The 17,007-nt window shown below is 66.2% G+C and carries 15 protein-coding genes and 1 tRNA gene; 8 read left to right on the top strand and 8 right to left on the bottom strand.

All coding sequences use genetic code 11. The features are described 5' to 3' along the window. Nucleotides 1-164: 164 nt before the first annotated feature. The 3 genes from G5B40_RS08730 to G5B40_RS08740 all read right to left on the bottom strand — a co-directional run bounded on the left by G5B40_RS08730 (nucleotide 165) and on the right by G5B40_RS08740 (nucleotide 1,562). Nucleotides 165-251, bottom strand: a tRNA-Leu gene (locus tag G5B40_RS08730). 19 nt (nucleotides 252-270) lie between these two features. Beyond that, the gene (locus tag G5B40_RS08735; RefSeq protein WP_165097587.1) at nucleotides 271-885 is read right to left on the bottom strand and encodes a hypothetical protein; all 615 of its coding nucleotides are present in this window, start codon (nucleotides 883-885) and stop codon (nucleotides 271-273) included. Beyond that, nucleotides 882-1,562 carry an RraA family protein gene (locus G5B40_RS08740; protein WP_165097589.1) on the bottom strand — a complete coding sequence of 227 codons (681 nt, stop codon included), beginning with the start codon at nucleotides 1,560-1,562 and terminating at the stop codon, nucleotides 882-884. Before G5B40_RS08740 ends, G5B40_RS08735 begins: the two co-directional genes overlap by 4 nt. 141 nt (nucleotides 1,563-1,703) lie before the next feature. Here G5B40_RS08740 and G5B40_RS08745 point away from each other — a divergent pair, with 141 nt between their 5' ends. Then, complete coding sequence (locus G5B40_RS08745; protein WP_165097591.1) at nucleotides 1,704-2,690, top strand: complex I NDUFA9 subunit family protein; 987 nt, start codon at nucleotides 1,704-1,706, stop codon at nucleotides 2,688-2,690. A gap of 38 nt (nucleotides 2,691-2,728) precedes the next feature. Here G5B40_RS08745 and G5B40_RS08750 read toward each other — a convergent pair whose 3' ends face one another. Both G5B40_RS08750 and G5B40_RS08755 read right to left on the bottom strand, forming a co-directional pair. Next, nucleotides 2,729-3,988, bottom strand: coding sequence for an alpha/beta hydrolase family protein (locus tag G5B40_RS08750; protein WP_246209835.1), 1,260 nt, complete (start codon nucleotides 3,986-3,988; stop codon nucleotides 2,729-2,731). A 135-nt stretch (nucleotides 3,989-4,123) separates the two neighbouring features. Beyond that, nucleotides 4,124-4,927: an undecaprenyl-diphosphate phosphatase gene (locus G5B40_RS08755; RefSeq protein ID WP_165097595.1), complete on the bottom strand. Its 804-nt coding sequence runs from the start codon at nucleotides 4,925-4,927 to the stop codon at nucleotides 4,124-4,126. A 290-nt stretch (nucleotides 4,928-5,217) separates the two neighbouring features. On the opposite strand from G5B40_RS08755, the gene G5B40_RS08760 reads away from it, so the two are divergent. The 4 genes from G5B40_RS08760 to gltB all read left to right on the top strand — a co-directional run bounded on the left by G5B40_RS08760 (nucleotide 5,218) and on the right by gltB (nucleotide 12,139). Beyond that, nucleotides 5,218-6,651, top strand: a complete 1,434-nt coding sequence (locus G5B40_RS08760) for an NAD(P)-dependent oxidoreductase (protein ID WP_165097598.1) — start codon at nucleotides 5,218-5,220, stop codon at nucleotides 6,649-6,651. Nucleotides 6,652-6,742: 91 nt separating this feature from the next. Then, on the top strand, nucleotides 6,743-7,171 hold the full coding sequence (locus tag G5B40_RS08765; RefSeq protein WP_165097601.1) for a GFA family protein: 429 nt from the start codon (nucleotides 6,743-6,745) through the stop codon (nucleotides 7,169-7,171). A gap of 4 nt (nucleotides 7,172-7,175) precedes the next feature. Next, nucleotides 7,176-7,610, top strand: a complete 435-nt coding sequence (locus tag G5B40_RS08770) for a GFA family protein (RefSeq protein ID WP_165097604.1) — start codon at nucleotides 7,176-7,178, stop codon at nucleotides 7,608-7,610. Then, a complete protein-coding gene (gene gltB, locus G5B40_RS08775; RefSeq protein WP_165097606.1) occupies nucleotides 7,607-12,139 on the top strand; it encodes a glutamate synthase large subunit in 4,533 nt (1,510 codons plus the stop codon). Before G5B40_RS08770 ends, gltB begins: the two co-directional genes overlap by 4 nt. A gap of 23 nt (nucleotides 12,140-12,162) precedes the next feature. Here gltB and G5B40_RS08780 read toward each other — a convergent pair whose 3' ends face one another. After that, the gene (locus tag G5B40_RS08780; protein WP_165097609.1) at nucleotides 12,163-12,810 is read right to left on the bottom strand and encodes a class I SAM-dependent DNA methyltransferase; all 648 of its coding nucleotides are present in this window, start codon (nucleotides 12,808-12,810) and stop codon (nucleotides 12,163-12,165) included. Nucleotides 12,811-12,990: 180 nt separating this feature from the next. On the opposite strand from G5B40_RS08780, the gene mtgA reads away from it, so the two are divergent. The 3 genes from mtgA to queG all read left to right on the top strand — a co-directional run bounded on the left by mtgA (nucleotide 12,991) and on the right by queG (nucleotide 15,541). After that, complete coding sequence (mtgA, locus tag G5B40_RS08785) at nucleotides 12,991-13,680, top strand: monofunctional biosynthetic peptidoglycan transglycosylase (protein WP_165097611.1); 690 nt, start codon at nucleotides 12,991-12,993, stop codon at nucleotides 13,678-13,680. Between the two features lie 80 nt (nucleotides 13,681-13,760). After that, entirely contained in the window at nucleotides 13,761-14,429 is a 669-nt protein-coding gene (fzlA, locus tag G5B40_RS08790; RefSeq protein WP_165097613.1) for an FtsZ-binding protein FzlA, read from the top strand. Next, nucleotides 14,429-15,541: a tRNA epoxyqueuosine(34) reductase QueG gene (gene queG / locus G5B40_RS08795; RefSeq protein WP_425500089.1), complete on the top strand. Its 1,113-nt coding sequence runs from the start codon at nucleotides 14,429-14,431 to the stop codon at nucleotides 15,539-15,541. The genes fzlA and queG overlap by 1 nt, the downstream gene beginning before the upstream one ends. A 187-nt stretch (nucleotides 15,542-15,728) precedes the next feature. Here the strand turns inward: queG and G5B40_RS08800 are convergent, their stop codons facing one another. Together G5B40_RS08800 and G5B40_RS08805 are read right to left on the bottom strand one after the other, a co-directional pair. Continuing rightward, entirely contained in the window at nucleotides 15,729-16,367 is a 639-nt protein-coding gene (locus G5B40_RS08800; protein WP_165097619.1) for a response regulator transcription factor, read from the bottom strand. Nucleotides 16,368-16,418: 51 nt separating this feature from the next. Beyond that, nucleotides 16,419-16,991, bottom strand: coding sequence for a DUF2244 domain-containing protein (locus G5B40_RS08805; RefSeq protein WP_165097622.1), 573 nt, complete (start codon nucleotides 16,989-16,991; stop codon nucleotides 16,419-16,421). Between the last annotated feature and the right edge of the window lie 16 nt (nucleotides 16,992-17,007).

Raw genomic sequence — 17,007 nt, forward strand, 5'->3', positions numbered from 1 at the left:
GACCATGTCGATCACGCGCCCGTCTCTTCAGCCAAACCGAATGGATACCAGCAGCCCCGCCCCTCTCGTTCAGACGAGAAACCGGCTGAGCGGGCACCAGCACACGCATCAAATGGGACACTAAGCTATTGAAACTACGTATATGCTTCGTGCGCCTGAAAAAATGGTGCCCAGGAGAAGACTCGAACTTCCACGTCCTTGCGGACACCAGCACCTGAAGCTGGCGCGTCTACCAATTCCGCCACCTGGGCTCCGGGGCGAGACGGCCATTTACGCCGGGCGAGGTGGGCTGTCAACATGCGCCGCGACGCCGAAATAATCCCGACTCGGAATGAACCTCGCAAGCCTGGCGGCCTCAGCCCAGCGGGCTTCCTCCTCCCGCGCGCCGATCATCACCACGGCGCCGCCAGGAAGCGCGAGCGGGGCGAGCGCGGCGCGGATCGCGGAACGCGCCGCGCCCCAGCCCGCTTCCGGCGCCGGAGCCGGAGCGGCGCCGGCGAAGGGCGCGCCGGCGACGCATTCAAGCTCCCGCAGAAAGGGTTCTGCGTCCTCTTCGGGCGGCGAAAGCGCGAGGAGCGAGCACTTGCGGACCGCGCGCAGCCGGTCCTGCACTTCCGAAGGCATCTCCAACTGGCGGCGCAGCCTGAGCTGCAGCCCGTCGACGGTGAAAAGAAAGCCGACGATATCGCGGCCCGTGCCCATAAGGATCGAGGCGTAGGCCGGATATGCGAGGCCCAGCGCCGCCGCCCGGCGCACGCGGATGCGCACGATTTCGATCGGGACACGGGCGCCGGCAAGTTCCCTCCGCGCGCGTTTCCAAGCGTAGCGCCGCCAGCCATGATCAAGGGCGGGGCCGCTGTTGTGGCCGATGCCGGGCGGCGTCATCGCCCTTCCCCACCCGATGGCGCGATGATCGGGGCCGGCACGCCGGAAAGATCGGAAAGCCGCTCGCCCGCCTTCATCCGCTTAACGATGTCCGCTTCGGAGGCGAGCTTCGCCTCCGCCTTCGCCAGCAGCGCGTCCGCGCGCGCCAGCGGCACCACAACGACGCCATCATCGTCCCCGAGCAGAAGATCGCCGGGGCGGATGACGCAGCCCGAACAGGCGATCTCGCCGTCGATCTCGCCGCCAAAGCCCTTGTGCGGGCCGGAGGGAACGATGGCGTGGGAAAAGACCGGCAGGCCGAACTCGCGAAGCTCCGCCGCATCGCGCACAGCGCCGTCGACAACCACCCCGGCGCAGCCGACATGGATCGCGCGTTGCGCCAGAAGCCCGCCAAAGACCGCCTGATCGTCGTAGCCTCCGGCGTCAATCGCCAGCGCGTCTCCCACTTCAAGAACATCCATCGCGGCGTGGATCGGCCCATTGTCGGCGACCATGGTCTTCACCGTCCGGGCCTGCGCACAGAGGGTCATACCCGGGCGAACCGGCGCCATCGCCCCCCTCATCGCGCCGGCGCGGTCCATGACGTCCGAAGCGACGGCTGGCGGAATCTTCGCCCAGCGGGCGAGCGCCGCCGGCGGGATGCGCCTGAACGGGGCGTCAAAGAGGCGAATGGTCATGTCGTGCTCCGGTTCGAAGGCGGCGCCGACCAGAATGCGGCGCAGCCGCTGGCGCGTCAACGCGGGCCTGCTTCGGGCCTTGAGCCGCGCGGCCGCCTCGCCCTAAAAGGGGGGTGCGAGAACGCCAGCCGGGAGAGCGAAATGAACGCCCCAATCGTGACGATTTTCGGAGGCTCGGGCTTCGTCGGTCGCTACGTCGCGCGACGCATGGCGAAGCGCGGCTGGCGGGTGCGCGTCGCAGTGCGCCGGCCGAACGAGGCGCTTTTCGTCCGACCATATGGCGATGTCGGCCAGGTCGAGCCGGTTCAGGCGAATATTCGCGACGACGCCTCGACGCGGCGAGCGATGCAGGGCGCGACGGCGGTGATCAACTGCGTCGGCATCCTGCAGGAGAACAGCCGCCAAAGCTTCGCGGGGGTGCAGGTCGAAGGCGCGGCGCGCATCGCCCGGCTGGCGGCGGAATGCGGCGCCGAGCGGCTCGTCCACATCTCCGCCATCGGCGCCGACACCGGTTCGGACAGCGCCTACGCGCGTACGAAGGCGGAGGGCGAGGCGGCGGTGAAGGCGGCCTTTCCCACCGTCACGATCCTTCGCCCATCGGTCATCTTCGGCCCCGAGGACGAGTTCTTCAATCGGTTCGCGGGCATGGCGCGTCTCTCGCCCATCCTGCCGCTTGTCGGCGCGGAGACAAAATTCCAGCCGGTCTATGTCGACAATGTCGCCGAAGCCGCCTGCCGCGCCGCAGCCGGCGAAGCTGCGCCGGGGGTTTTCGAACTCGGCGGGCCGCACGTATACAGCTTCACCGAACTGATGGAGATGATGCTGGCCGAGACCCGGCGGCGTCGGCTTCTGCTGCCGGTCCCGTTCTTCGTGGCGCGGATCATCGCGGGCCTGCTCGACCTGGGACAGACGCTCAGCTTCGGGCTTATTGACAACCGGGTGCTGACCCGCGACCAGGTCCGGCTGCTCCGCCACGACAATGTCGTCGCCGAGGGCGCATCCGGGCTGGCGGAACTGGGCGTCGCGCCGATCAGCGTCGGGAGCGTGATCGGCGAATATCTCTATTCCTATCGGCCGAAGGGCCAGTACGACGCGATCACCGAATCGGCGGCGCGGCTGAAAGGCTGAGCCGACACGATTTGCGATTTCGTCGCCCGCCGAAACCATCACTGGCCCTTGTTGAGCACCTCATAGCGCAACCCTTTTGCGGTGCGCTCCTGAAACCCGCGCCAGTAGGTGTGCTCGGGTTTCGGCGTTCCGTCCTCGTTCAGCGCCCAAACCCCGTCATCGGCGTCCGGGATGAGCTCCAGGTAGCTCGCGGCCTCCTTGTCATCCTTGACGTGGCTGTCGAGCCAAGCGGTGACGAAATGCTGGGCGATGTTGTTCATTCTGACCGTGTCCCAAACCGCATCGGCGTAGTGATCGAAAGGCGCAAAGCCGAGATCGGGGTCGATCTCGCGGCCCTCCTCCGGGGCCGGATAGGGCGCGGCGGCGTTGTGATTGGCGTTCACGAAGGTCAGCAGCGCGCGGTCGACATTCGTCGCGCCCTCCCAGATCGTCCGTACGCCAGGATCGTAGCCGGCGACGTCATCCACAGAACCGGCGATGAAAAGCATCGGGATGCGGACACCCTTCAGCGTCTCCGCGTCCCAGAAACCCCGGGTCACGCCCCACGGCGCGAAGGCGATGGCGGTCTTGAAGCGCGGATCAGGGAGCGCGTCATGCGTCGGCGAGCCAGAAAGATGTATGCCCAGCGTCCCGTGCGGCCCCCCCCACGGATAATCGACCGAGGCCTGCGTGACGCCGCCGCCGGCCGCGATGACCGCGCCGTACCCCCCCATCGAATAGCCGATCAGCGCGGAATTTTCGGAATCGACGATCCCGTTCAGGAAGCTTTCGCCATCGCCGCCGAGCCGGGCCATCTCGCTCAGCACGAAAATCTGGTCGAGCGGACGGTTCACCAAGGTCGAGCCGAAGGCGGTCTTGTCGTCATAGGTTGAGTCGCGATGATCGATCGAAGCGACGACATAGCCCTTGGAGGCGATATTCTCCGCCAGATGCGACAGGAGATAGCGATTGCCGGGGTAGCCGTGCGAGACGATCACCAGCGGCCATTTCCCCTCTCCCGGCGCGACGTCCCGCATCGCGCGGCCATGCAGCGTCACGATGGTCTTTCCGTCGCGGATCATCGCGGGGAACGCGGTTTCGCCGGTGACGCCCTCGGCGGCAGGATACCAGACCTCTACCGTCAGCGCCCGGTCATAGCGCGGCAGCGGGTCCGGCTTCGGAGCCTTGGGGTCGATCGCGACGATGTCGATCTGGTCGTTGTTCACCAGTTCGATCGTGCGGACGCCGACCGGCGCCGCGCCATAAGCCGCGAGATCGGGCGCGTCGGGACGCTGAACGTCGATACGATTCTCAGCCATAGCGCCGGAATCGCCAAATAGGAGCGCGGCGCCGGCGAACACGAGGCGCGCGCGAAAGGATCTCGAAATCATGGAGGCGTTCCTTTCGGTTGATCGGGGGATCGATCCTACGCCTCTTCCGCCCGGTTTCGCTGATCACCAATTCGCGATCAGCAAGAGCGCAACGCCGAGCAGAATCCTGTAAACAACGAAAACGGTCATCGACCAGCGTTCCAGCATCCGCATGAAGACCGCGATAGCGGCGAGCGCCGCGAAGAACGAGAGCAGCATCGCGATCAGAGAATCTCCAGTCAGCGCGGAATCGCCTGCCTCCGCTATCTCGATTCCGATGAGCATACCGGCGGCGACGATGACCGGGATCGACATCAGCATCGAGAGGCGCGCGGCGTCGACGCGGATATAGCCGAGCGCCCGCGCCGCTGTAATCGTGACGCCGGAGCGGCTCATCCCCGGAATGAGCGCAAACGTCTGCGCCACACCCATCGCCAGCGCATCCGAAAGCCGCCATTCCCCGGCCTGTTTCTTCTCCCGCCCGAAACGATCGCCGAGCCAGAGCAGGACGCCGCCGAGAATGGTCGCCCAGGCGATCACCTGGAGAGAGCGGAGCGCCCCGGTCAGGTCGAACAAAGACAGCGCGCCGCCGGCGACCACGGCCGGAATGGTGGCGATGACGAGGTGCAGCGCGAGCCTCGCCTCCTGGCTGTTCACGTTTCCGCGTAGCAGCCCGAGCCCGCCCCGGACCGCCGCCGCGACATCGCCGCGGAAATAGAGCATGACCGCAGCGAGCGTGCCGACATGGACCGCAACGTCGAGAGCCAGCCCCTGATCCGGAGCGCCGCTCAATAGCGGATAGAGCGCCAGATGCCCGGAAGAGGATATCGGCAGGAACTCGGTGATCCCCTGGATCAGCGCGAGAATGACCAGATGAAGAAGCGGCATGTGGGGATCCGGCGGCTGGGCGCGAATGATTCGCGAATGCTCGGGACGTTAAGCGCATCGGCGCGCGGGGTGGTAGGTTGGATATTATGTCAATCATCATGACCTAACTTTCTTTGTTTTTTGCATCCATATCGTCGCTCCATGCAATAAATCACAAAATAGGTCAGTATGATTGTCTTTTCATGCGCCGACGCCTGCGATAAAGCACACGCAATCGAGCACTCGCCGGATTTTTCGGCGATGCGCATCGCCGGCGAGCGAGAAGCAAGCGTAGACAAAGAGGGGGGCCGATGGCGCAGCGAATGCTCAAATTCGTCGATCTCGGGCGCGAGATGCCACAGAAGCGCGACGCCCTGGCGCGACGCAGCGATTTCGACGAGGTTTATCGCCAGTACGCGGCTGAAAAGGCGGCGGCGCAGGCGTCGCGTTGCTCGCAGTGCGGCGTTCCCTTCTGCCAGACCCATTGTCCGCTCCATAACAACATCCCTGACTGGCTGAAGCTGACCGCCGAAGGACGGCTGCGGGAGGCTTATGAGCTAAGCCAGGAGACCAACACCTTCCCCGAGATCTGCGGCCGGATTTGCCCGCAGGACCGGCTCTGCGAGGGGAACTGCGTGATCGAGCAGGCCGGGCATGGCACCGTGACCATCGGCGCCATCGAAAAATATCTGACCGACACCGCATTCGAGGAAGGGTGGGTCGACGCCATCCGGCCCGTGACGGAGCGTCCCGAAAGCGTCGGGATCATCGGCGCCGGGCCGGGCGGGCTGGCCGCCGCCGACCGGCTGCGCCGGCAGGGTTTCCAGGTTACAGTCTATGACCGCTACGACCGCGCCGGCGGGCTCATGACCTATGGCATACCCAGCTTCAAGCTGGAAAAGGACGTGGTGATGAAGCGCAACGCGCAGCTGGAGGATGGCGGCGTCGAGTTCGCGCTCAACACCGATGTCGGCGTCAACATGAGCTTCGACGACATCCGCGAACGCCATGACGCGGTGATCGTCGCTACCGGCGTCTACAAGAGCCGCGATATCGGCGGGCCGGGCGCCGGGCTCGGCGGCATTCATCAGGCGATCGACTATCTCACCGCCTCGAACCGCGTCGGCTTCGGCGATGTCGTGCCGGAGTTCGAATCCGGGGAGTTGAACGCCGCCGGCAAGGACGTGGTCGTGATCGGTGGCGGCGACACCGCGATGGACTGTGTCAGGACCGCCGTCAGGCAAGGCGCGACCTCGGTGAAATGCCTCTACCGGCGCGACAGGGCCAACATGCCCGGCTCCCAGCGCGAGGTCGCCAACGCTGAGGAGGAGGGCGTCGAGTTCGTCTGGCGCACCGCGCCGAAGGGCTTTGTCGGCGCCGACGCCGTGACCGGCGTCAGGCTGATCCATATGCGCCTCGGCGCGCCAGACCAAACCGGTCGCCAGACTCCGGAGGAGATCGCAGGCTCTGAGGAGACGCTGAAGGCCGATCTCGTCGTCAAGGCGCTCGGCTTCGAGGCGGAGCCTTTGCCACGGCTCTGGGGCGCAGCCGGGCTTGAGGTGACGCGGTGGGGCACGGTGAAGGCGGATTTCCGCACCCACGCGACCGCCCTGCCCGGCGTCTACGCGGTCGGCGACATCGTCCGTGGCGCGTCACTCGTCGTCTGGGCGATCCGCGACGGACGCGAAGCCGCCGACGCCATCGCCGAAGCGCTAAGAGACGCGGCGGCGGTCGCCGCCGAGTGAGCGGCGACGCCATGTCGACGCCGGACGTCAGGGGCATGTCGCCATGTGGCGCGCGCGTGAGGCTCCACGCGGCCAGAACAGGATCGAGATAATGCCCATGTCCGGAACATGCCTCTGCGGCGCCGTCAGCTACGAGATCGCCGCCGCGAAATCCCAGGTCGGCGCCTGCCACTGCAGGATGTGCCAGGCCTGGAGCGGCGGGGTCTTTATCGGCCTTCGGGTCGCAAGCGACGAGGTTACGCTGAAAGGCGAGGAGAATCTGACCGTCTACCGCTCCTCGGACTGGGCCGAGCGCGGCTTCTGCGCGACATGCGGCTCCTCGCTCTTCTACCGGATCACCGCGCCCGGGCCCATGCAGGACGAATATCATTTCGGCGCCGGAACGCTTGACGATTGGGGCGACCTGAAGATGAACGAGGAATTCTTCATCGACCGGAAGCCCGCAGCCTACGCTTTTGCGGGCGATCGCAAGACCATGACCTCGGACGAGGTTTTCGCGCTCTTCGCGTCCAAGGGGTGAAGCGATGAGAAACGAAGCCCCTGAAACCATGACCGGACATTGTCTCTGCGGCGCTGTTCGCCTGTCGGTGGCGCATCCCGTCAGGGAGGCTTCGGCATGTCATTGCGCGATGTGCCGGCGCTGGAGCGGCGCGGCGATATGGGGTTTCGAAGCCCCGGCCGAGGCGGTGACGGTCCAAGGACCGGTGGAGACATACCGCTCGTCCTCCTTCGCAGAGCGCGCGTGGTGCCGGCGCTGCGGAACCCATCTCTGGATCCGCGACGATGGCGAGGGTTTCGATCTGACGCCCGGCCTCTTCGACGACGCCGCGGACTTCGTGCTGACGCGCGAGGTCTACGCTGACCGGGCCTTCGACTGCGTCTCGCTGGCCGGGGGCCACGCCCGCGTGAAGCGGGCCGACTATGAACGCGATCATCCTTTCGTAGAGGACAAGCCATGACCCTTCCCGACCACTGGGCCGCCAGCCATGACGCCGCGCGCCGCGCGCTCGAAGCGAAAGGCATGTTCCGAGCCGAGGACGAGCATGCCTCCTGCGGCGTCGGTCTCGTCGTCGCGATCGACGGCCAGCCACGCCGCGAAGTGGTCGAAAACGGCATCGCGGCGCTGAAATCGGTCTGGCATCGCGGCGCGGTCGACGCCGACGGCAAGACCGGCGACGGCGCCGGGATCCATGTCCAGATTCCGAAGAGCTTCTTCACCGACCAAATCAGACGCACCGGGCACGAGCCGGAAGCGGGCGAGTCGATCGCCGTCGGCATGATCTTCCTGCCGCGCGCCGATTTCGCGGCGCAGGAAACCTGCCGCGCGATCATGGAGACCGAGGTTCTCAGGCTCGGCTACTACATCTATGGCTGGCGTCAGGTGCCGGTCGATATCTCCTGTCTCGGCGAAAAGGCTAACGCCACACGCCCCGAGATCGAGCAGATCATCGTCGCCAACCGCAAGGGCGTCGACGAGGAGGTGTTCGAGCGCGAGCTCTACGTCATCCGTCGGCGCGCGGAGAAAGCCGCCGCCGCCGCTCAGGTCGCGGGCTTCTATGTCTGCTCCCTCTCCTGCCGCTCGGTGATCTACAAGGGCATGATGCTGGCGGCGGATGTCTCCGTCTTCTATCCGGACCTGAAGGATATCCGCTTCGAAAGCGCCTTCGCGATCTATCACCAGCGTTATTCGACCAACACCTTCCCGCAATGGTGGTTGGCGCAACCCTTCCGGATGCTCGCCCATAACGGCGAGATCAACACGCTGAAGGGTAACCGGAACTGGATGCGAAGCCACGAGATCCGCATGGCGTCCGCCGCGTTTGGCGACATGGCGGAGGAGATCAAGCCGATCATCGCCGCCGGCTCCTCCGACAGCGCCGCGCTAGACAGCGTGTTCGAGGCGATGGTCCGCGCCGGACGCAACGCGCCGATGGCGAAAACCATGCTGGTGCCGGAGGCCTGGTCGAAGGCCGCCACCGGCATGCCTGAAGAATGGCGGGCGATGTACGCCTATTCCAACTCGGTGATGGAGCCCTGGGACGGGCCGGCTGCGCTTTCCGCCACCGACGGGCGCTGGGTGATGGCCGGAGCCGACAGAAACGGGCTGCGCCCGATCCGGTATGTCGTCACCGGCGAAGGGCTGCTGATCGCCGGATCGGAGACCGGAATGGCGCCCTTCAACGAGGCCACGGTGCGTGAGAAGGGCGCGCTCGGCCCCGGCCAGATGATCGCCGTCGACATGACGAAGGGCCGGCTTCTGCGCGATACGGAGTTGAAGGACGAACTCGCCGCGGCGGAGCCTTTCGCCGAGTGGAGCGACAAGATCACCGACATGGAGGAGACGCTCGCGGGCCAACCGGAGCCACGCATCTTCGACGCGCGTGACCTTCGCCGCCGGCAAATCGCCGCCGGCTATTCGATCGAGGAGCTTGAATCGATTCTTCATCCGATGGCGGAGGACGCAAAGGAGGCCATCGGTTCGATGGGCGACGACACGCCGGTCGCGGTGCTGTCGGATCGCTACCGGCCGCTCTCGCATTTCTTCCGACAGAATTTCAGCCAGGTGACCAATCCGCCGATCGACAGCCTGCGCGAGCATCGGGTGATGAGCCTCAAGACGCGGTTCGGGAACCTGAAGAACGTTCTGGACCAGTCATCGGCGCAGACCGAGATCGTGACGCTGGAGAGCCCGGTCGTCTCAACCGGCCAGTTCACAGCGATGAAGGCCGCCTTCGGCGACCAGGCGGCCGAGATCGACTGCCTCTTTCCAGCGGACGGCGCCGAGGACGCGCTCAGGCAGGAGCTCGAGCGCATCCGCTACGAGGCCGAGCAAGCGGTCCGCGCGGGCGCCGCGCATCTCATACTCACCGATGAGCGGCTCGACGCCGACAATGTCGGCATGCCGATGATTCTCGCCACATCGGCCGTGCACAGCTGGCTGGTTCGGCAGGGGCTGCGCACATTCACGTCGATCAACGTACGCTCAGCGGAATGCCTCGACCCGCATTATTTCGCGGTGCTGATCGGCGCCGGAGCGACGACGGTGAACGCCTATCTCGCACAGGAATCCCTCGCCGCGCGGGTCGACAAGGGCCTTCTGGAGATGTCGGTGGAGGAAGCGGTGGCGCGGTTCCGCGAGGCGGTGGACCAGGGCCTTCTGAAGATCATGTCGAAGATGGGGATCTCAGTCGTCTCTTCCTATCGCGGCGGGCTGAACTTTGAGGCGGTCGGGCTTTCGCGGGCCATGGTCGCGGAATATTTCCCAGGCATGCCTTCGCGCATCTCTGGCATCGGCGTCTCCGGCATCCAGAAGAAGACCGTGGCGATTCACGCCCTCGCCTACCGCTCGGCGGCCGAAGCGCTGCCGATCGGCGGCATCTATAAGTTCAGGCGCAAGGGCGAGACCCACGCTTGGGGCGCCAACGTACTGCACCTCCTGCAGGCGGCGGTCGACACCGGCTCCTATGAGCGGTTCAAGACCTATTCCGAGGCGATGCTCGCGCAGCCGCCGATCCATCTTCGCGATCTCATAGATTTCAAGCCGCTGGGAGAGCCCGCGCCGATCCATGAAGTCGAGAGCATCACCTCGATCCGCAAACGTTTCGTGACCCCCGGCATGTCGCTTGGCGCGCTCAGCCCGGAAGCGCACAAGACGCTCAACATCGCGATGAACAGGATCGGCGCCAAATCGGATTCCGGCGAAGGGGGCGAAGACCCGAAGCACTTTCAGCCGGAACCGAACGGCGACAACCCTTCGGCGAAGATCAAGCAGGTCGCATCCGGGCGTTTTGGCGTTACGGCGGAATATCTCAACAACTGCACCGAGTTGGAGATCAAGGTCGCGCAAGGCGCCAAGCCCGGCGAAGGTGGGCAGTTGCCCGGCTTCAAGGTGACGGAGATGATCGCCAGGCTCCGGCTTTCGACGCCGGGCGTCACGCTGATCAGCCCGCCACCGCATCACGACATCTATTCGATCGAGGATCTGGCGCAGCTCATCTACGACCTGAAGCAGATCAACCCGGAAGCCAAGGTATGCGTGAAGCTCGTCGCCGCTACAGGCGTCGGCACCATCGCCGCCGGCGTCGCCAAGGCGAAGGCCGACGTGATCCTGATCGCCGGCCATAACGGCGGCACCGGGGCCAGCCCGCAGACCTCGATCAAGTATGCCGGGCTGCCGTGGGAGATGGGCTTGACCGAGGCGCATCAGGTGCTCAGCCTCAACAAGCTCCGCGACCGGGTGACGCTGCGCACGGATGGCGGCCTCAGGACCGGGCGCGACATCGTCATCGCGGCGATGATGGGGGCGGAGGAATACGGCATCGGCACCGCATCTCTTGTCGCCATGGGCTGCATCATGGTCCGGCAGTGCCAGTCCAACACCTGTCCGGTCGGCGTGTGCGTGCAGGATGAACGTCTGCGCGAGAAATTCACCGGCACGGCGGACAAGGTGGTCAACCTCTTCACCTTCATCGCCACCGAGATCCGTGAGATCATGGCGGAAATCGGCGCCCGCTCGATGGACGAGATCATCGGCCGCGCCGACCTTCTCGCGCAGGTCAGCCGCGGCGCGGCGCATCTCGACGATCTCGATCTCAACCCGATGCTGGTCCGCGTCGATGAAGTCGCGTCGCTGACATACCCGATGGGCAAGAAGCGCAATGAGGTGCCGGATACGCTCGACGCGCAAATCGTCGCCGACGCGCAGCCGTTTTTCCGCGACGGCGAGAAGATGCAGTTGAACTACACCGTGAAGAACACGCACCGCACCATCGGGACGCGGGTTTCATCCCATATCGTCCGGCGTTTCGGGATGCGGAACGAACTGCAGGCGAACCACCTGACGGTGCGGCTTAACGGCTCCGCCGGGCAGAGCCTCGGCGCATTCGCCGCGCCCGGCCTGAAGCTGGAGGTGCATGGCGACGCCAACGATTATGTCGGCAAAGGGCTTTCGGGCGGGATGATCACGGTCCGCCCCCCGCTCGGCAGTCCCTTGGTTCCGCAGGACAATACGATTATCGGCAACACCGTGCTCTACGGCGCGACGGCGGGCAGGCTTCTCGCCAACGGACGAGCCGGCGAGCGGTTCGCCGTCCGAAATTCCGGCGCCACGGCGGTGATCGAAGGGTGTGGCTCCAACGGTTGCGAATACATGACCGGCGGCGTCGCAGTGATCCTCGGCCGCGTAGGCGACAATTTCGGCGCCGGAATGACCGGCGGCATGGCCTATATCTGGGATGCGACCGGCAGTTTCGAAACCCGCGCGAACCCGGATAGCATCGTCTGGAGACGGATCGCTTCGGCGCATTGGGAGAGCGAGCTGAAATCCCTCGTCGCGGAACATGTGCGGGAGACAGCGAGCCCGCTCGCCGAGGAGATCCTTCGCGACTGGGACGTGGCGCTCGGCCGGTTCTGGCAGGTCTGCCCGAAGGAGATGCTGAACCGCCTCGCCGCGCCGCTTTCGGACGAGGCGGAGGCCGGGGTCGCCTGAGGCGGCCGGCGCGCCGCGGTCCGTCAGCGGCGGGTGAAGATCACGGCGCGGAAACGGTCCGTGCGGTGCTCGTGCTTCGCGCTTTCGGCGTAGATGCGCCCTTCCTCGATGCGCAGCGCGCCGATATCGCCTGCGTTTTCGAACGCTTGGAGGAGCGCGCCAAAGCCGGCTTCAAAGACTTCCGCATTGACGCCAAGAACGAAGAGCGCGCCGGGGCGTGCGATGCGAACAAGTTCGTTCAACGCTTCCGGTCCGACATGACCATGCGTGAAGGTCCCGGCGCTGATGAAGCCGCCATAAGCCGAGTCCTCGAAAGGCAGAACGCCGGTCAGATCGGCCTCGATCAGATTGCGGTAAACCGCTTTCGCGCGCGCCGCCGCGAGCATCTCGGCCGATATGTCGACGCCATCTAATTCGAAACTTGGCAGCGCAGCGCGGAGGGCTACGCCGACCAGCCCGGTGCCGCAGCCGATATCGAGCGCCGGCGTCGCCCCGCCTGCGCCGGGCTGGGCCGCAAAAAGCGCCGCGAGTCGCTCGGGATAGACGTAGCCATGCGCGCCCGCGAAACTCTCGTCATAGGTTTCCGCCCAGTCGCGATAGAGCCGCCGCGAGTCTTCCGGCGTTCTGAGCGCGTAAGCGTCGTCGAGACCTGTCTCTTCCTTCTTTTCCATCGCCGAGGGATAGCCCCGCCCGTCGTGACGGCGCAAGAAACGGTCAGAGTGAATTGTCGTCGCTGCGCTTCTCGGTTACGTCTTCGCCATGCGCGCAAGCAATCCCGACCCGGCGAGACGCGCGACGCCGGTTCAGGGGAACTGTCGTCGGCGGGAGACCTGCGCGCGGGCGTTCACCGGATGAAGCGCGCGCGGCGGCTCTTCCGCGCGCTCGCGCGGCGCGTCATGCGCCTTCTCGTGACCGCGGCGCTGGTCGCCTCGCTCTGGGTCGTCGCCTATCGCTGGATCGACCCGCCGGTGACCTATCTGATTGCTTCCGAATGGTTGCGGCTGGGCGATGTCAGTCGGGACTGGCGCGATCTGGACGAGATTTCCCCCGATATGGCGCGCGCCGCGATGGGCGGCGAGGATGCGAAATTCTGCGCGCATTACGGCTTCGATTTCAAATCGATCAGAATGGCGCTGGCGGACGAACGCCGCCGCCGCGGCGCCTCCACAATCTCCCAGCAGGTCGCGAAGAACGCTTTCCTCTGGCCCGGCGCGAACTGGCTCCGCAAGGGACTGGAGGCCGGATTCACCGTGCTCATCGAGCTTTCCTGGCCAAAAGCGCGGATCATGGAGGTCTATCTGAACATCGCCGAGATGGGGCCAGGCGTCTTTGGAGCGGAGGCGGCGGCGCAGCACTGGTTCGGAAAGCCCGCAAGCAAGCTTTCGCTTCGGGAGGCGGCCCGCATCGCCGCGATCCTGCCGAATCCTCGCGAGCGGAACGCGGCCCGCCCCTCCGCCTATGTCGGCCACCGCGCCGGCGCCATCGCCGACGGCGCCGACACCTTGCGCGCCGAAGGGCGGGCCGACTGCGTCTCTCCATAGGATACGGCGCGCCGCGCCGGTTGCTTTCCCGGCCCACAGGATGCAATCAGGCGGAAATCACCGGATCGAGCACAACCGACATGCGCCGCCTCTTCCACCTGCCGCTTTCGCCCTTCTGCCGCAAGGTTCGCCTCACGCTCGGCGAGAAACGCATCGAGGCCGAACTCGTCGAGGAGCGGCCCTGGGACCGGCGGATCGATTTCCTTCGTCTCAACCCGGCCGCCGCGGTGCCGGTCTTCGTCACGATGGAGGGATCGGTTCTTTCGGATTCAAACGCCATTTGCGAATATCTGGAGGAGACCGGCCCGGAACCGAGGCTGCTCCCGTCCGACCCGATCGACCGGGCGGAGGCGCGCCGGCTCGTCGCGTGGTTCGACGACAAGTTTCACCGCGAAGTGACGGTGAACCTCGTCTACGAACGGGTGAACAAGCGCCTGAAAAAGGCCGGCTACCCGGATAGCGCCTTCGTGAAGGCGGGCGCGAAGAACGTCAAACACCATCTCGAATATATCGGCTGGCTGATCGAGGGCCGGAAATGGCTGGCGGGCGACGAGCTTTCGCTCGCCGATTTCGCCGCCGCCGCGCATCTTTCCTGCATCGACTATTGCGGCGATTGCCCGTGGGAGATTTCTCCGGCGGCGAAGGATTGGTACGCGCGGGTGAAGTCGCGCCCGGCCTTCCGGCCGCTGCTGGCGGACCATATCCCCGGTTTTCCACCGAAGCCGCATTACGCCGATCTCGACTTCTGATCGTGAACGACCTCCGCGCCGCGCTGAAGGAGAAAGCGCGCGAAGAAGGCTTCGCCGCGATCGGCGTGACACGCCCCGACGCGATGGCGGCGGAGACGGCGCCGGCGCTCGCCCGCTATCTTGAACACGGCCGCCACGGCGAGATGGACTGGATGGCTGAACGGACAGCGTGGCGGGGCGATCCGGCGGCGCTCTGGCCCGCCGCGCGCTCGGTCATCATGCTGGCGGAGTCCTACGGGCGGGACCATGATCCGCTCTCGGTTCTGCGCAAGTCCGACCGAGGCGCGGTTTCGGTTTATGCGCGCGGGCGGGACTATCATGACATCGTCAAGAAGCGACTGAAACGCCTCGGCCGCTGGCTGGTGGCGGAGACCGGGGCGGAAATCAAGGTCTTCGTCGACACCGCGCCGGTGATGGAGAAGCCGCTGGCCGAAGCCGCCGGGCTTGGCTGGCGCGGCAAGCACACCAATCTCGTCGGCCGCGAACTCGGCTCCTGGTTCTTTCTCGGCGCGATCTTCACCACCGCCGAGATCCCGCCCGAAGAGCGGCACGCGGACCGCTGCGGCGCCTGCCGGCGCTGTCTCGACATCTGTCCGACCGCCGCCTTTCCGGCGCCCTACGAGCTCGACGCCAGGCGCTGCATCTCCTATCTCACAATCGAGCTGAAAGGGCCGATCCCGCGGGAGATGCGCCCTCTGATCGGCAACCGGATCTATGGATGCGATGACTGCCTTGCAGTCTGCCCCTGGAACAAGTTCGCGCAATGCGCGAGCGATATCCGCTATCAGGGAGATCCGGCGCTGGCGGCGCCGCCGCTCGAAACGCTGGCGGCGTTGGACGACGCAGCCTTCCGGACGCTCTTTTCAGGCTCCCCGGTGAAGCGGATCGGCAGGGCGCGGTTTATCCGAAATGTTCTCGTCGCCATCGGCAATTCGGGCGACGCGGCGCTTGCGCCGGCGGCCGAAGCCCGGCTCGACGACGAGGCGCCGCTGGTCCGTGGCGCCGCGGCGTGGGCGCTGTCGCGGATACTCCCACGCGCGGCGCTCGCCCGGCTGCGGCGAAGAGACGATGATCCGACGGTCGAAGAGGAATGGCGGGCGGCCCTCGGCTGAAGGGTGCGCCGCGCTGACCGTCACACCCCACCAACCCACCCTCCCGCGGCGCGCGCCGACCATGGCGCCTATCGGACGCCGGCGCGGGGGCTCCACCGCCAACCACCCGGCCGCATGCCGAGAGCGAAAGGCTTCCGATCGCCGCGAGCGGCGCGACGGCACGGCGCGGAACGGTTGACGCGGCGGCCTACTCGGAAAGGAATATCGCCACGGCCTGCGCCCGGTTTCGCACGTCCAGCTTCTCGTAGAGATTGCGCAGATGGAACTTCACGGTGTTGACGCTGACGCCGAGATCCTCGGCCAGCCGGTTATTGGTCGCGCCGTCGGCGAGCGCGGCCAGCAATTCCCGCTCACGTTTCGTCAACGCGGCCATTGGCGGCTGACGACGGGCGGCGGCGGGAAAATCGCGCCCGCCATTGGCGGCGGCCGCGATCGCCTGCAGGAGACGCTCCGGTTGCTCCGACTTGTGCACCAAGCCTGCGGCGCCCTCCCGAATCGCGGCGCGCAGCGCCATGTCCGACAGATCGCCGGTGTAGATCACAACTTTCGGCGGGTTCGCCATCGCCGAAATTCGCTGCAACAGGCTTTTCCCGCCGCCACCCCGCGCCATCACCCAGCCGGAGACGGCGACGTCCACCGGCGCCGCCACCCCGCGCGCGGCGTAATCGGCCAGGAATGCTTCGCCATCCGCGGCCGACATCACGAGATCGAACCTGCCGTCCTCACGCAGTATCTGGTCCAGGCCGCGCCGCACGAGCGGATTCTTGTCGATCACCGCTACGGTGATCGGCTGCGCGCGGCGATGGGAGAGCGAAATCGGGCTCATGAGCGACGTTATGGCAGGCGCGCCTGGTCCTGCCAAGCGAACCGGCGCGAGTCAGACCGCCCGATGCAGCCCTGCGATCCGGGCCCGCAATTCGGTCGCCAGCTCCATTCTCTCCTCGGGGGTCAGGAATGCGCCGAGCTCGATTCGCCTTCCCGCCCCGCGCAACGTCAGGTAGTGTTCGACGTTCCTGGTCTCCGTCAGATCGATGTCCACCCAGTATGGATTCGCCGCCCAGCGTCTGACCCGTCCCCAGGGTTCGCGGCGCTCCACGGCGATGGCGTCGGGCCAGAGCCTTAGCTCCTCCGTCACTCGTCCGCTCCGGTAGCTGAGCTTCATGAAGCCCCAGAGCGCCAATAGCGCTATCCCGGCATAGGGCGCCAACGCCAGCGCGGCGGGCGTGGCGGAGAGGGCGAGCAGCGGCAGCGCGAACGCCGCCGCCGAAAGCGCCATCAGCCAACGAAAGCCCCGCCGGCTGAGCGAACGGTGCGGCCAGAGCGTCACCGCCCATACCGGCGGATCGACACGTTCAAACGGATCCTTCGTCGGTCCGCCGCCCCAATTGAACGCAGACGCGGCCGGCGGTTCCCCGCCGGCCGCGTCGGACAGTATCGGTTCATCCGCCATCGGGCGCGATGCTCCC

It is taken from the genome of Pikeienuella piscinae, assembly GCF_011044155.1.
In the GTDB taxonomy this organism is placed as follows: domain Bacteria; phylum Pseudomonadota; class Alphaproteobacteria; order Rhodobacterales; family Rhodobacteraceae; genus Pikeienuella; species Pikeienuella piscinae.